We start from the raw sequence: 14,197 nt of genomic DNA, 5'->3' as shown, positions 1-14,197 counted from the left end.
GCGCCTCGCAGATTCAATTAGGGTAATAAACTCATCGCCACCAATAACAAAATACAGCCCGTGACCGTATCCATCACCCGCCAATGGCGCGCAGAGGTTAAGCAAGTACGCAATTTTTTGGCGCCGGCTACCAATAAGATAAACCAAGTTGCCGAGGCGCTGCCGGCACCGAGCATAAATAACGCAGGCGCACTTTGCTGCGCGCCGACACTGCCAATCAATACCACGGTATCCAAATACACATGCGGGTTAATCAGCGAAATGGCCAACGCCTGACCCGCCGTGCGCCAGGCACTGCCCAGTGGCTCAGCCCCCGCGGCAACTAAGCCGTCGCCATCCCCCTGCCAAGCGCGGAAGAACGCCTGCAAGGCTAAATAAATCAGCAGCGCAATACCCAGCCAGGTCAATACCGGCACTAAGCCGGGAATGATTTGCTGAATGTAATCCAACCCAAATACCCCCAGGGATACCAGGCTGATGTCGATGGCAATGCAGACCGCCGCCACCGTCCACGGGTGCTGGTTACGCAGGGCCTTATTTAATACCCAGGTATTCTGTGCGCCGACGGCGACAATCAAGCTGATGGTAACGGCATAGCCGGTGAGAATGGTCGACAAGGTGTCGGTCATTGGGTGTTCCTGCTGGCAGCGCCAGTCTGCAATAGAGCATTGGCTCAGAGCTTATGTTTGGGCAACGAAGTCGCGCCAAGATACGGTTACGGCTATTATCAGTCCAACTCATAAATCTAATCATATATAAGTAAAACTGATGCTAGATTACCCCGCACTGCAGGCTCTGGTCGCCGTGATTGAAGCGCGTGGCTTCGAGCGCGCCGCCAAGCGCCTTAACATCAGCCAGTCTGCGGTCAGTCAGCGCATTCGCCAGTTGGAATTTAAACTGGGCCAGCCAGTGCTGTTGCGCACCAGTCCGCCCAGACCCACCGACCTGGGCCAGCGCCTGGCTAACCATCTGCAACAGGTGCAACAGTTGGAGCAGGCCCTGGACGCAGAGGCCGATGCCCATGTTCGGCTGAGGGTGCGGCTGGCCGTTAATGCAGATTCCATCGATACCTGGTTGGCGGGGGCGCTGGCCAGTGCTGAGGTAAGCCAGCGCATGGACTTTGATTTTGTCGTCGAAGATCAGGACGTTGGCCTTAAACGCATGAAAAACGGTGAGGTAATGGCCTGTATTTGTGCCAGTGAGCAGCCGGTTAATGGCGGGCTGGCACAGCCATTGGGTCATATTCGCTACCGCGCCTTGTGCAGTCCAGCGTTTAAGCAACGCTATTCCGACTGGCTAAAACGCGGTGCATTGGATGAAATTCCTTGTCTGATTTTTAGCGCCGACGATCGCTTGCAGCATCGCTTCTTGCAGGCGCAAGGCATGGGTGAGCCGCAATACGATCACGTGTGCCCATCGTCACAGGGGTTCGTTAATTTAGCGCTGGCTGGGCTGGGTTACGGCATGATGCCTGAGTTGCAAGTGCGCGAGCAATTAAACGACGGCAGCCTGTGTGACTTAGTGCCTGGCTATCAAATGGATGTGCCGCTGTATTGGCATTATTGGCAAACCGAAAGTCCGGCTTTGGCCGAGCTACGCCAGGCGGTGGTCGCAGTCGCGCGGCAGTCCCTTTGTTGTGATTAACCATTTATGCACTGTTTGCTAGCAAAGCTGCTGTTGATGTTGCTGTGACAGTGCATGGTGTTTTTTATTTGGCTGATTTTTCTCGCAATTTATCTGGCTAATTATTTGAAATATCGGGTTTTTATGCCGGCGGAGGTTAGTTGGTATATGGGTTGCACTCAACCTTGTATACATGACAACCAATGAGGAAAGTCCGATGAAAAAAGCTGTTCTCACCCGTGCTAGCAAACTCTTCGCTGTGACTACCCTGGCCGCCGGCATCAGCCTGGCCAACGCCGAAGACACCATTAAGGTCGGCGTACTGCATTCACTGTCGGGCACCATGGCCATTTCTGAAACCACATTAAAAGATACCGTGTTAATGATGGTGGCAGAGCAAAATAAAAAAGGCGGGTTGTTAGGCAAAAAACTGGAGCCGGTGGTCGTCGACCCCGCTTCTAACTGGCCGCTGTTCGCCGAAAAAACGCGTGAGCTGTTGGCTAAAGAGGGTGTGGACGTCATTTTTGGCTGCTGGACATCCGTATCGCGTAAATCCGTATTGCCGGTAATCGAAGAGCTGAACGGTTTACTGTTTTATCCGGTGCAGTATGAGGGTGAGGAGTCATCGCGCAATGTCTTTTACACAGGTGCGGCGCCTAATCAGCAGGCCATTCCGGCGGTTGATTATTTAATGAAGGAAGTGGGCGTTAAGCGCTGGGTATTGGCCGGAACCGACTATGTATACCCACGTACCACCAATAAAATTCTGGAAAGTTATTTAAAATCCAAGGGCGTAGACGCCGCCGATATTATGGTCAACTACACCCCCTTTGGTCACAGTGACTGGCAGACCATTGTGTCGGATATCAAAGGCTTTGGCAGCGCCGGTAAAAAAACTGCAGTGGTTTCTACCGTCAATGGCGATGCGAATGTGCCTTTTTATAAAGAGCTAGCGAACCAGGGCATCAGTGCCGAGGATATTCCTGTGGTCGCGTTTTCTGTCGGTGAAGAAGAATTATCCGGCTTTGATACCTCACCTTTGGTGGGCCACTTAGCAGCCTGGAACTACTTTCAAAGCGCCGATGCCGATATCAATTACGACTTTATCGACCAATGGCATGCCTATACGGGCGACGACAGCCGAGTCACCAATGACCCAATGGAAGCCACTTACATCGGCTTTTCTATGTGGGCCAAAGCCGTGGAAAAAGCAGGCTCTGCTGACGTAGATAAAGTTCGCCAGGCCATGTACGGCATGACGGTACCCAACCTGACTGGCGGCATGGCGACCATGAACGCAAACCATCACTTATCGAAGCCGGTGTTGATCGGTGAGATTCAGGCCGACGGCCAGTTTGATATCGTGTGGCAGACGGATGGCGAAATAAAAGGCGATGCTTGGACAGACTTTCTACCTGAGTCAAAAAATATCGTCGCCGATTGGACTGCCCCCATCAACTGCGGCAACTACAACATCGTTAGCAAAACGTGTGGTAGCGCAGTAGCAGCGGAATAAGCCGCTATTTTGCCAGCCAGCAATTGCTGGCTGGCGGGTTAATGAATGGATATCAGCCATGCGTATTTTCGTATTATTCTGCCTAGCATGCTGCAGTTGGAGCGCTCAGGCTCAACTGGCCGAAGCCGATCTGACATTGCAGCGCTTAGCGCAGCAACTGGCCGTTGCTTCTTATGATGAAAAAAGTGCCTTAATCAGTCAGATGGCGCAACTTCCTGCGGAGCGTAAAAAGCCTTTATTAGAGGCATTGGCCAGTAACTCGCTCTACAGCCGAGAGTCTGATCAACGCTTGTTTGTGATTGAACGCTTTAAGCCGGGCGAGCGTATTCAGGCCTTTTTTTACGATGAAAGCTTGCTTATCGAAAGCCGGCGACAAAAGCGTGATTTTGATAAAATCGGCATTAATAATGCCATTCGCAGAACACTCAGCTCTGAACTGGCGTTGATGGAAGTGTCATCGGGCAGTGATCAGCAACGTCGCTTAGCGGCGGAGCAATTATTAAAATCGCCACAGGACATTGACGCATCCCGCTTGCAAGCGCTTATCGCGCAGGAATCTTCACCAGCCGTTGCCGAGGTGTTAGGTTTGGTCGCAGCGCTGCAGCAGCTAACCAGTGCCGATTCATCACAACGCTTAGCAGCCATTAAAACGTTACAGCGCTCTTTGTATCCTCAAGTTCGAGTGGCGTTAGTTCAACATCAAGGTCGTCTTGATGCCAGCAATCCGTTGCAAGCTGGTGAATATCAGCTGGTGCAAAAAACACTGGCATCGATCGATCAGTTGCAACAACTCAACGGCTATGCCAGAGACTTGTACTTTGGCTTATCACTTGGAGCCGTATTGCTGTTAGCGGCCATTGGTTTGGCCATTACGTTTGGCGTGATGGGCGTGATCAATATGGCCCATGGCGAAATGATTATGCTGGGCGCCTACACCACCTATTTGGTCCAACAGCTGATGCCTGCGGGCAGTGAGGTGTCCCTGCTGGTCGCTATTCCGGCGGCATTTTTAGTGAGCGGCTTGGTCGGTGTCGTGATTGAGCGCAGTGTGATTCGCCACCTTTACGGTCGGCCATTAGAAACCTTGTTAGCCACCTTCGGTATTAGCCTGATTTTGCAGCAAGCGGTGCGCAGCATCTTTGGCCCATTAAACCGTGAAGTGGCGACGCCAGAGTGGATGGCCGGCACCTTTATGCTCAATCCTGGCTTAGAGCTGACTTGGAATCGCCTCTACATCATTATTTTCAGCTTGTTGGTATTGGTGCTGCTGGCGTGGGTAATGAAGCGCACCTTATTTGGCTTGCAAATGCGTGCTGTGACCATGAACCGGCCAATGGCCAGCTCGATGGGCATTCGCAGCGGTTGGGTGGATGCACTGACCTTTGGGTTAGGGTCGGGCATTGCCGGTATTGCTGGCGTTGCGCTCAGCCAGCTCACTAATGTGGGGCCTAACTTGGGCCAAGCCTACATTATCGACTCCTTTATGGTGGTGGTGTTTGGAGGTGTGGGCAACTTATGGGGCACCTTAGTTGCAGCCATGTCGCTAGGGGTGGCGAATAAGGTCATCGAGCCCTTTGCAGGGGCGGTACTGGCCAAAATATTACTGCTGGTATTTATCATACTGTTTATTCAAAAACGGCCACGCGGGCTTTTTGCCTTAAAAGGCCGAGCGGTGGAGGGCTAACGTATGCCGGTTCAAGCGACGCACATGGGCCCTATTACTAGGCTGCTGACACAAGACAAAAATGGTCGACGGTTATTATTGGTCATTGCTGTACTGGCCATCGTGGTGCCATTTTGCAATTTGCTATTTCCAGCGGAATCAGTGCTGCATATATCCACCTACACCATGACCTTGCTGGGTAAATACTTATGCTATGCCTTGCTGGCGATCGCGGTTGATTTAATTTGGGGCTATTGCGGAATTTTAAGCCTTGGTCACGGTGCTTTTTTTGCACTGGGTGGCTACGCCATGGGCATGTATCTCATGCGCCAAGTCGGTGATCGTGGGGTGTACGGCAACCCAGAGCTGCCTGATTTTATGGTGTTTTTAAACTGGCAAGAGTTACCTTGGTATTGGCTGGGTTTCGATTCATTTGCATTCTCTATGCTAATGGTCTTATTGGTGCCAGGCACCTTGGCATTTGTGTTTGGTGCATTGGCGTTTCGCTCACGTGTGAGCGGTGTGTATTTGTCGATCATTACCCAGGCCATGACCTATGCCTTAATGCTGGCCTTTTTCCGCAATGATATGGGTTTTGGCGGTAATAATGGCCTAACAGACTTTAAAGATATTTTAGGCTTTGATTTACAGTCTGATGGCACACGTGCGGGCTTGTTTATTGCCTCGGCGCTGGCTTTGATGCTGGGCTATGTGATCAGCCGAGTGATCACAGCCTCCAAACTGGGGCGGGTATTGGTGGCCATTCGCGACAGTGAATCGCGAGCCCGCTTTCTGGGCTATCGAGTCGAACATTACAAGCTGTTTGTGTTTGTGGTTTCGGCCATGCTGGCCGGTGTCGCGGGTGCTTTGTATGTACCGCAAGTCGGTATTATTAACCCCAGTGAGTTTGCCCCGATATTTTCCATTGAAATTATTATCTGGGTCGCCGTCGGTGGCCGTGGCAGTTTGTATGGCGCGGTGATCGGTGCAGTGTTGGTGAATTATGCCAAAACCTGGTTTACCGGTGCCTTTGCCGAGCTGTGGCTGTTTTTGCTGGGCGGCTTATTTGTATTGACCACCTTGTATCTGCCGCGCGGTGTTATCGGTCTATGGCCGCCACTGCAACAGCGCTGGCACAGGTATCGCCAGCAGCGTGACCTAGTGCACCAGGAGGATTGCCTATGAGCATCGCCCCCAAACATATTGAGCAGCCCAGTGTTTTGTATATGGACGGTGTCAGCGTCAGTTTTGACGGTTTTAAGGCATTAAACTCACTGTCTATGTGCATTGAGCCCGGTGAAATGCGCGCCATTATTGGCCCCAACGGTGCCGGTAAAACCACCATGATGGATGTTATCACCGGCAAAACACAGCCCGACTGTGGCACTGTATTATTTAACGATCAGCATGATTTGACGCGCTACGACGAAGCGGCCGTTGCCAATTTGGGCATTGGCCGTAAGTTTCAAAAACCCAGTGTGATCGAAAGTTTGACGGTGTTTGAAAATTTAGAAATGTCTTTGCGCGGTGGCCGCTCTGTTTGGCAAGCATTGAGGCATCGTTTAACGGCTGAGCAACAGGACAAACTTGATCACATTCTGGCGCTCATTGATATGACGGCACGGCTGGATACCTTCGCAGGTAATTTATCTCATGGCCAAAAGCAATGGTTAGAAATTGGCATGTTATTAGGCCAGCAACCACAGCTGCTATTAATCGATGAGCCTGCCGCCGGTATGACGGATGAAGAAACCATGAAAACGGCCGAGCTGTTTAAAACTCTGGCGCAGCATCATTCATTAATGGTGGTCGAACACGATATGGATTTTATTGCCGCGCTGGAGTGTCGCGTCACGGTGTTGCATGAAGGCAGTGTGTTGGCGGAAGGGTCGCTGGCGTCGGTCAAAGCCAACGACAAGGTCATTGATGTGTATTTGGGGCGCTAAATGTTACGAGTCAATCATTTAAACGTGGCCTACGGTGCCAGCCAGGCGCTGTACGATGTCTCCATGCAGGCCGGTGTGGGCAAAGTCACTTGTGTACTGGGGCGCAATGGTGTCGGTAAAACCACCTTGATGAAAACCCTGGCGGGCCACTTAGCGCCATTAAATGGCCAAATTCGCTGGGGCGATCAACTATTGGTGGGGCAGTCCGCGGCCCAGCGCGCGCGCAATGGCATTGCCTATGTGCCGCAAGGGCGTGATATTTTTGCCCAGCTAACGGTGGAAGAAAACCTGCAAACTGCCTTCTCTGCACTGCCACGCTCCCAGCGTCGCATCGACCCGGAAGTATTTGCGCTGTTTCCGGTCTTGCAGCAAATGCTTAAGCGTCGAGGCGGGGATTTATCCGGCGGTCAGCAGCAGCAACTGGCCATTGCCCGGGCGCTGTTATTAAAGCCGCGCTTGCTGTTGTTGGACGAACCAACCGAGGGCATTCAACCGTCGATCATTAAAGACATTCAAGCCGTGATTGAGCTGCTGCGAGATCGAGGCGATATGGCGATTGTGTTGGTCGAGCAGTATTTAGACTTTGCTGCCCAGCTGGCCGATGACTTTATTATTCTTGAGCGCGGCCGCGTGGTGGCTGCCGGGCCGGGTCATGAATTGAAACAGTCCGAGCAAGCACGGACCTTGCTGGCCATTTGATATCGACTTTGCATATAAATGTCCAGATGTGCTCTGGTTAGTAGCATTGTCATATAACGCTGTTTTACTCTGCAGGGTTTGAAGGGCGCGATTTGCCCGCACGATGTAACCCTGTGGAGATGTTATGAAAAAACTGATGGTTGCTTTATCCGTCGCAGCGTTGGCTACTGGCTGTGCTACCTACGACCCGTACACGGGCGAGAAAGAAACCTCCAAAACCGCCATCGGCGCGGGCATTGGTGCCGGCGTTGGCGTGTTGGCGGCTTATCTGGATAACCGTGATGAAAAAGACGTGAAAAAGCGCAATCAGCGCATTCTGGCCTCGGCGGCGGGCGGTGCGGCCATCGGTGGCGGCATTGGCTATTACATGGATGCGCAAGAAGCCAAATTACGCAAGCAACTGCGGGGCACTGGGGTAAAAGTTGAGCGTGATGGCGACAACGTCAACCTGATTATGCCGGGCAACATCACCTTTGCGAGCGGCAGCTCGGCCGTGGCTTCAAGCTTTTATGAAGTGCTGAATTCTGTTGCCTTGGTGATCAAAGAGTACGACCGTACCCTAGTGGTGGTGGCGGGTCATACCGACAGCGTCGGCTCTGAAAGCACCAACCAGCGTTTGTCGGAACAGCGCGCGCAGTCAGTGTCGGCTTATTTGAAGAGCCGTGGCATTAAATCCGTGCGCCTGGAAACCGTAGGCTTTGGTGAGCGTTCACCCATCGCCAGCAATGCCACCGCAGCCGGTAAAGAGCAAAACCGTCGGGTAGAAATCACCCTGGTGCCGGTGACGCAATAATTGCTATTGGGGCAAGCCGCGGTTGGGCCGCGGCTACTCAGCCTGTTACTGTTTCGGGCTGTCTTCTGCTTGCAACGCATCCAAACGTTGCTCCAGCTCTACCAACTTGGCCTGAGTGCGGGCCAACACATCGCATTGAGCATCAAACTCCTCCCGCGTGACCAAATTCATATTGGCCAGCATGGCTTGCAAGCGTGCTTGCAGTAACTGTTGCATATCTTCGCCAAGGGCGGCGAACGGCGTTTGCTGCAATAACTCCTGCAGGCGTTGACTAACAAACTCAGGCTTCATCATTGGAGCTCCGCATAATTTCAAAGGCGCCATCTTAACATGCGCGCTGTTGCGGCGCTGAGCAGGACGGCTCCCTGTTTTGGTGCAGCTATGCAAATTTAGCTGCACTTATTTAGTGCTCTTATAGTGACTCTGCTCTTATTTGGGCCGTCATTTCTGGGGCTTAGACCATTTGCGTCGCGTAAGTCATTGATTGTTCGTATTTTTTAAAAACTGGCACAAGCGCTGCAATGAGTTCAGCAATCAGTTCGACAAAGAATAATCCGGTGCACCCGGGAACGACGAGTTTCGCTGTTCATAATGACTGAAGGATGGAAAACCATGAAAAAACTGTCTCAAGCCATCGCTCTCACTACGGCCATGTCGGCGGCTTTGCTGCCTGCACACAGCGCATCCGCTGAGGTCGATGTGTCTGCATCTGCTGCTGTAGCCAACATGTATTTGTGGCGCGGCCAGGATCTGGGTCAGGGATCGCCGGCGGTATCGGGTGATATCACAGCCAGCATGGGCGGCCTGTATGGCGGCGTGTGGGCTTCGAGTGGCGACAGTGAGCTGGGCCAAGAGTACGACCTGTACCTGGGCTACGGCGGTGAAGCGGGGGACTTTTCCTACGACATCAGTGCCTGGACCTATGTTTATCCGGGGGCCGATGACGTGAATGGCCGTGGTAATACCTTTGAAGCGTCCGACCTCATCGTGTCTGCAGGTTATGGCCCGGTATCCGCTTCTTATTACTACGTGTTGGCCGGTGATGAAAATGCCAGCTACGCCACCTTGGGCGGTGAAATGGGCAGTTTTTCCGTCACCTTAGGTTTTCAAATGCACAGTGAAGACGACAACTCGGAATACACCCACCTGGATTTGAGTTACGCCTATAACGATAACCTGGCGTTCACTCTGAGTAAGGTGATTGATCAGGGTGCCGACCTGGATAAAGGCGAAGCCGGCGTCGATGAAGATATGAAAGTCGTCGTTAGCTACAGCCTGCCTATCGAGATGTAAAAGGCATACAATGGCCCGTGCCCCCGCACGGGCTGATGAAACAAACAGAGCATTTAACAAGGGAGTTTTCCTATGAAACTCATTACTGCTGTGGTTAAGCCGTTTAAATTGGATGACGTGCGCGAGTCGTTGTCTGAGATCGGTGTTCAAGGCATCACAGTGACTGAAGTAAAAGGCTTTGGTCGCCAAAAGGGTCATACCGAACTGTACCGTGGTGCGGAATACGTGGTGGATTTTCTACCCAAAGTAAAAATTGAAGTGGCGGTCACTGAAGAGCTGACCGAAAAAGTCATCGAAGCCATCACCAAAGCGGCCAACACCGGCAAAATTGGCGACGGCAAGATTTTTGTAACGTCTCTGGATCAAGTGATTCGTATCCGTACCGGTGAAACCGGCGCAGACGCAATCTAAACCCAGTTCGGTCACAATCAATATCAAGCCTGATGCGGGGGGCTTAATATGGAAAACAATATTTATGAACTTCAGTACGCCATGGACACCTTTTACTTTTTGGTGTGTGGCGCGTTAGTTATGTGGATGGCGGCTGGTTTCGCCATGCTGGAAGCGGGTCTGGTCCGCTCTAAAAATACCACCGAAATTTTAACCAAAAACGTCGCGCTGTTTGCCATTGCCTGCACCATGTACTTGGTGTGTGGTTATGAAATCATGTATGGCGGCGGTTACTTCCTCCAAGGCATCGGTGACGTTGATAGCGCCGCTGTATTGGCTGACTATGCAGCGCGTGAAGATGGCTTCCAGGGCGGTTCTATTTACTCGGGTGCATCGGATTTCTTCTTCCAAGTAGTGTTCGTTGCAACGGCCATGTCGATCGTTTCTGGTGCCGTCGCTGAGCGCATGAAGTTGTGGGCCTTTTTGGCATTCGCTGTGGTCTTGACCGGTTTTATTTACCCAATGGAAGGCGGCTGGACCTGGGGTGGCAACGATGTATTTGGCCTGTATAACCTCGGCGATTTAGGTTTCTCTGACTTTGCTGGCTCTGGCATCGTGCACATGGCGGGTGCTGCAGCGGCACTGGCGGGTGTGATCTTGTTGGGCGCACGTAAAGGCAAATATGGCCCTAAAGGCGAAGTGCGTGCGATTCCAGGTGCTAACCTGCCGTTGGCCACTTTGGGTACCTTTATTTTATGGATGGGCTGGTTCGGCTTTAACGGCGGCTCGGTATTAAAACTGGGCGATATCGCTAACGCCAACTCTGTGGCAATGGTCTTCTTGAACACCAACGCAGCGGCTGCCGGTGGCCTGATTGGCGCTTTGTTACTGGCTTATGTGTTGTTCCGCAAAGCGGATTTAACCATGGCATTAAACGGTGCCCTGGCGGGCCTGGTCGCCATTACCGCAGAGCCTTCTACACCTACGCCGATGGCGGCGACCATCATCGGTTTTGTTGGCGGTCTGATTGTGGTGATGTCGATTCTGACGCTGGATAAAATCAAGATCGATGATCCTGTTGGTGCCATCTCTGTTCACGGTGTGGTGGGTCTGTTTGGTTTGCTGGTGGTGCCGCTGACCAACGATGGTGCTAGCTTCTCTGGCCAGTTAATTGGTGCCGTGACCATCTTTGCCTGGGTATTTGTCACCTCGTTGATCGTGTGGATGGTGATCAAGGCAGTAATGGGCCTGCGTGTCAGCGAAGAAGACGAATACGAAGGTGTGGATTTGTCTGAATGCGGTATGGAAGCTTACCCAGAGTTTACGGCTTCAAAATAAATAGCCCCATAAACGCTGCCAGAAAAAGCAGCGAGTAATAATGATAAAAAGTTTCAGCGGCCTTCGGGCCGCTTTTTTTTGTGGCAGCATTATGGCTTTTGTACCACAAACATTTGATAACCAAACTCGCCTAAAAAGTGCTGATAAATCGACAGCTCGGTTTGAATATCTTGCCAGGCTTGCGACTCACCTAGTTCCGACTCCAGTTCATGCAAACGCTGCTGCAGTGGCTGGCTGTAGTTAAACCAGGCTTGCTCTGTCATAGTGAAGGTATGCAGCAGTTTGAAACCGCTATTGGCAATGTCCTCTAAACGCTGACCTAAATGTGTCATGGCCGGATATTCTTGCTGCCAGAACACGGCGGCTTCATCGCTGGGTTGCTCGGTTAACCAAATTAAATCACTGAAAACTAATACGCCCTCAGGCCGCAATAGCGGTGACCAGCAACGCAGCGCCTGCGCGACTCCTACGATGTAGGCACAGCCCTCGGCCCAAAGCAGATCAAACTGACCTTTTGCCAGATCCAACTGCTGCATATCGGCACAGTGGGGTTTAATCCGTTCGTTTAAGCCCATTTGCTCAGCGGTTTGCATCAGCCGCTGCAGCGCCGACTCATCATTATCGTTGGCGATAATCTGTGCTTGGGTATTCTGTGCTAATAGCAAGGTAGAGTGGCCTTGGCCGCAACCAATATCCACCACCTGCTGAGGCGAAAACGGTACGTTTGCCAACGCTGCCAGCGTATCCTCGCGAGACCCCGGCCCCCACTGGCTAACGCCAGAGAAAATCTGCATAAAGTCGTGCATGTATTGATCGTGTGTGTTCATATCTTTGGATAACCATTTCAATTGAATTGCATCTTTGCGGCTGAAACCTTGGGTTTGCAGCCAGTCTAAGTGCGCATCAGGGGCAACTTGATCCAGTGCGTGATGCCAATAGGCCAAGCTGCTGCGCCCTAATAAAGCACTGAGCAACTGATGGGCCTGTTGCTTGGCCGCAGTTTCCTGTTCCAATTGCATCAGGCGCTGCTGCAATAAGGCCCTATCCAGCTGGCTGTGCATGTAATGCTGGCACTCGCTCAACGTCAGACCGCCGGCTTGTAGCTGGCGGATCAGCAGCACGTGCTGAACATCACGCTCACTGTAATAACGGTAGCCATTGTTACCGCGCTGGCCCTGAATCAGCCCTAGGCGCTCGTAATACAACAAGGCTGAACGCGATAAACCGACCCGGCTGGCCAGCTGTGAGATGCGATACATAGTGCCCCCAAACGTATTCACCCAGCGTAAACTATGAAGCAATAGACAGGTCAAGGCAGATGAAAGGCACCTCTGAAAGTCTGCTGCACTCGCGCAGGGCTGTGCAGAATAATTCAGAGATGCCCTAGATGCAGGCTTGGTTGTAGGGCGTTACACTTTGGCGCTTTCTTAGTTCTCAGGCCATGACATGATTCGCGAAGACTTTCACGCCCACGTTTATTTTGATCTCGAAGCCATCGATACGGCACGTCAGGTTAATCAGCAGGCGATGGATCAGCTGCCCTGTGCGCGCATCTCAACCCTGCGTGAGCGCGAAGTCGGGCCACATACTAAGCCTATGTTCGAGGTGGTGTTTGCGGCTGAAAACCGCGAACAGGTGGTGCAATGGCTAGAGCAAAACCGCCAGGGCTTGAGTGTATTGGTGCATCCTGTGACCGATGATGACTACCACGCCCATACCGATGGTGCTTTGTGGCTGGGGCAGCCATTGGCGTTAAAACTGGAGACGTTGCGCTGAGGAAGGCGTGCAGTTATGAGCAGAAAGTGCTGATGTACAAGGCTTCCACCTTGTCTCTGGCCCACTGAGTGCGGCGCAAAAACTTCAGCGAAGACTTAATGGATGGGTCTTTGCGAAAGCAATTGATTTGCACTTCTGCGTGCAGGCCATCCCAGCCGTAGTGCTCCTGCAAACGCAGTAAAATCTTTTCAAGCGTTAACCCGTGCAATGGGTTATTGGGTTGCTCTTGGCTCATGGTCGACTTTCCAGCGTGGGTGTATGGTGACAAGAATGGCAGTATAGAGTTGGAAGTTTAACAGATACTGCCGGCAAACCGGCTTTGGAGTGCAAAGGCACCTCTGAATAATTCGGTGCGCCGCTTTGGCGCTTCCAGTATGACATGGGCGGCAGGCTTTCATAACGTCGTTGCTGCTGCTGAAAAGCGTTGGCCATTCCCTGCCATAAATGCCTTGGCCTGAAAGCCTGACACGCCGCGCAGAGCTGTGCAGAAATATGCAGCAGTGCTCTAAGTCTAGAGCAGGCAGCGAATTATTCGTAATTGCTTAGCTCTTGCTTATGGCTGGATATCCTGCTTTAAAACGGCATAGGTAACAGCATCAACAAAGCTACCGTCGTCGGTTGGCCATACTTGGCGGTAATGAGCTTCTTTTGTCCAGCCCGCTGACTCTAGCACCTTTTGCATGGCGATATTATCGGCACGGGTATGAGCTTCTAGTCGATGTTTTGCTGTTTCAGTAAAGACATAATGGGTCAGCCAGCTGAGAACTCTTTTTCCTATGCCATGGCCGCGCCACTCATTACTGATGCGCAAATCAAACACTGGTGTGATTTCATCTAGGGCACCTCTGAATAATTCTGCACAACTCTGCGCGAGTGCAGCAGGCTTTCAGAACAAGGCGGTGATGGCAGGAAATGGCCAGCCCTTTTCAACGTCGCCAACGACGTTATGGAAGCCTGCCGCCCGCGCCCGAAGGGGGGCGCCAGAAAACTCCAGCTCTGTGTCGCCGTTTTTTGCTGTAGCTGGCTAGAGCGGCAAACCGGCTTCGTGAGCTGAAGCCCTCTGGCGATCCAGAGCGGGCACCGAATTATTCAGAGGTGCCCTAGTGGTCCATGCGGAAAATAATGTAACTTTTGGGTAGATGAGCGTATCATCCACTTAT

Annotated in this window: 16 protein-coding genes; 11 read left to right on the top strand and 5 right to left on the bottom strand. The window is 52.1% G+C overall.

The window, feature by feature from the left end:
• Positions 1-17: 17 nt before the first annotated feature.
• On the bottom strand, positions 18-629 hold the full coding sequence (locus tag IE090_RS11195; RefSeq protein WP_189388479.1) for a LysE/ArgO family amino acid transporter: 612 nt from the start codon (positions 627-629) through the stop codon (positions 18-20).
• A gap of 139 nt (positions 630-768) precedes the next feature.
• Between IE090_RS11195 and IE090_RS11190 the strand changes: the two genes are divergently transcribed.
• From IE090_RS11190 to IE090_RS11160, 7 genes are all read left to right on the top strand, one after another.
• Positions 769-1,644: a LysR family transcriptional regulator ArgP gene (locus IE090_RS11190; protein WP_189388478.1), complete on the top strand. Its 876-nt coding sequence runs from the start codon at positions 769-771 to the stop codon at positions 1,642-1,644.
• 196 nt (positions 1,645-1,840) lie between these two features.
• Positions 1,841-3,139 (top strand): urea ABC transporter substrate-binding protein, encoded by a 1,299-nt coding sequence (gene urtA / locus IE090_RS11185; RefSeq protein WP_189388477.1) that lies wholly within the window; start codon positions 1,841-1,843, stop codon positions 3,137-3,139.
• A gap of 58 nt (positions 3,140-3,197) precedes the next feature.
• Entirely contained in the window at positions 3,198-4,823 is a 1,626-nt protein-coding gene (gene urtB / locus IE090_RS11180) for an urea ABC transporter permease subunit UrtB (protein WP_189388476.1), read from the top strand.
• Positions 4,824-4,826: 3 nt separating this feature from the next.
• Positions 4,827-5,987, top strand: coding sequence for an urea ABC transporter permease subunit UrtC (gene urtC, locus IE090_RS11175; protein WP_229815714.1), 1,161 nt, complete (start codon positions 4,827-4,829; stop codon positions 5,985-5,987).
• Complete coding sequence (urtD, locus tag IE090_RS11170; protein WP_189388475.1) at positions 5,984-6,748, top strand: urea ABC transporter ATP-binding protein UrtD; 765 nt, start codon at positions 5,984-5,986, stop codon at positions 6,746-6,748. Before urtC ends, urtD begins: the two co-directional genes overlap by 4 nt.
• Positions 6,749-7,447, top strand: coding sequence for an urea ABC transporter ATP-binding subunit UrtE (gene urtE / locus IE090_RS11165; protein WP_189388474.1), 699 nt, complete (start codon positions 6,749-6,751; stop codon positions 7,445-7,447).
• Positions 7,448-7,571: 124 nt separating this feature from the next.
• Positions 7,572-8,240 (top strand): YiaD family glycine zipper/OmpA-like lipoprotein, encoded by a 669-nt coding sequence (locus tag IE090_RS11160; protein ID WP_189388473.1) that lies wholly within the window; start codon positions 7,572-7,574, stop codon positions 8,238-8,240.
• A 45-nt stretch (positions 8,241-8,285) separates the two neighbouring features.
• Here IE090_RS11160 and IE090_RS11155 read toward each other — a convergent pair whose 3' ends face one another.
• Positions 8,286-8,534 carry an accessory factor UbiK family protein gene (locus IE090_RS11155; protein ID WP_189388472.1) on the bottom strand — a complete coding sequence of 83 codons (249 nt, stop codon included), beginning with the start codon at positions 8,532-8,534 and terminating at the stop codon, positions 8,286-8,288.
• 318 nt (positions 8,535-8,852) lie between these two features.
• Here IE090_RS11155 and IE090_RS11150 point away from each other — a divergent pair, with 318 nt between their 5' ends.
• The 3 genes from IE090_RS11150 (at position 8,853) to amtB (ending at position 11,261) form a co-directional block, all read left to right on the top strand.
• Positions 8,853-9,533 (top strand): TorF family putative porin, encoded by a 681-nt coding sequence (locus IE090_RS11150; RefSeq protein WP_189388471.1) that lies wholly within the window; start codon positions 8,853-8,855, stop codon positions 9,531-9,533.
• A 72-nt stretch (positions 9,534-9,605) separates the two neighbouring features.
• On the top strand, positions 9,606-9,944 hold the full coding sequence (gene glnK, locus IE090_RS11145) for a P-II family nitrogen regulator (protein WP_189388470.1): 339 nt from the start codon (positions 9,606-9,608) through the stop codon (positions 9,942-9,944).
• Positions 9,945-9,992: 48 nt separating this feature from the next.
• Positions 9,993-11,261 carry an ammonium transporter AmtB gene (gene amtB / locus IE090_RS11140; RefSeq protein ID WP_189388469.1) on the top strand — a complete coding sequence of 423 codons (1,269 nt, stop codon included), beginning with the start codon at positions 9,993-9,995 and terminating at the stop codon, positions 11,259-11,261.
• Between the two features lie 89 nt (positions 11,262-11,350).
• On the opposite strand, the gene IE090_RS11135 is transcribed toward amtB, so the two are convergent.
• On the bottom strand, positions 11,351-12,520 hold the full coding sequence (locus IE090_RS11135) for a MerR family transcriptional regulator (RefSeq protein WP_189388468.1): 1,170 nt from the start codon (positions 12,518-12,520) through the stop codon (positions 11,351-11,353).
• 187 nt (positions 12,521-12,707) lie between these two features.
• Here IE090_RS11135 and IE090_RS11130 point away from each other — a divergent pair, with 187 nt between their 5' ends.
• Complete coding sequence (locus tag IE090_RS11130; RefSeq protein ID WP_189388467.1) at positions 12,708-13,037, top strand: DOPA 4,5-dioxygenase family protein; 330 nt, start codon at positions 12,708-12,710, stop codon at positions 13,035-13,037.
• Between the two features lie 13 nt (positions 13,038-13,050).
• On the opposite strand, the gene IE090_RS11125 is transcribed toward IE090_RS11130, so the two are convergent.
• Both IE090_RS11125 and IE090_RS11120 read right to left on the bottom strand, forming a co-directional pair.
• A complete protein-coding gene (locus IE090_RS11125) occupies positions 13,051-13,272 on the bottom strand; it encodes a VF530 family protein (RefSeq protein WP_094059306.1) in 222 nt (73 codons plus the stop codon).
• A 318-nt stretch (positions 13,273-13,590) separates the two neighbouring features.
• Positions 13,591-13,857 (bottom strand): GNAT family N-acetyltransferase, encoded by a 267-nt coding sequence (locus tag IE090_RS11120; RefSeq protein ID WP_189388466.1) that lies wholly within the window; start codon positions 13,855-13,857, stop codon positions 13,591-13,593.
• Between the last annotated feature and the right edge of the window lie 340 nt (positions 13,858-14,197).

It is taken from the genome of Bacterioplanes sanyensis, from assembly GCF_014652515.1.
GTDB classification, from domain to species: domain Bacteria; phylum Pseudomonadota; class Gammaproteobacteria; order Pseudomonadales; family Oceanobacteraceae; genus Bacterioplanes; species Bacterioplanes sanyensis.
This window is presented reverse-complemented; position numbering and strand designations above follow the sequence as displayed.